The organism is Psychrobacter sp. 1Y4 (assembly GCF_051847555.1).
The window spans coordinates 1-651 of record NZ_JBPYDE010000688.1 but is presented as its reverse complement, the minus strand read 5'-3'; the positions used below and the strand labels follow the sequence as shown (position 1 = coordinate 651).

At 43.6% G+C, this 651-nt stretch carries 1 protein-coding gene; it reads right to left on the bottom strand.

Translation table 11 applies throughout. The features are described from left to right. Nucleotides 1-14 precede the first annotated feature (14 nt). Nucleotides 15-651: hypothetical protein (locus ACS8FC_RS18345; RefSeq protein ID WP_439297842.1), on the bottom strand; the 637-nt coding region annotated here is incomplete at its 5' end.

The following is a 651-nucleotide window of genomic DNA, read 5'->3' as shown; positions in this document are numbered from 1 at the left end:
TTAATTAATTTTTATTACGCTGTCGTCTTTTTAGATTTAGATGCTGACTGCACTGCTTTGACCATGCCTGTCTCTACAAACTCACCTTGGTGCTCAGACCCTAACTGTTTACAGAATCGGCGCTGCACCTTATTACCTTGTAATAGATCAATACATAGAGGCTCAGGCGACGCTGTATCCAATAAACTGCCAGATTTTTCACTATTTTTCTTTTGATAAGCGCGCAGCTGATAAGTACCCGCATCCGCAAAATCATGAATCATCGCAAAACGCTCAACGTATCCCATGTTATTCTCTGGATAAAAATTGACATGGACTTCACGTTTTGCAGGCATCACCCGTGCGTAATAGTTGGTCAACCCTGGCATACCAGATGCGGCTAATGGCACTATCTTTATAGAGTTTTTACTCATGAGCGGTGTCATCTCTATGCCCATTTGGGGCGTTGCAGCGCCTTTATAACTTGGGAAAGACGCTACAATCTGAGGATTAACTGGCTCATGATTGTCAGGAGACACAACCAGTGTCTTATCTATTTGCACGATTTCACAATGGTAAGTACCCACGCACGCGATGTTCACTTCGCCAGCAACGGGTTGAATCTTACCTACCCACGCTTTCGCACTTTCTGCCTCATCTATTTTTTGATAG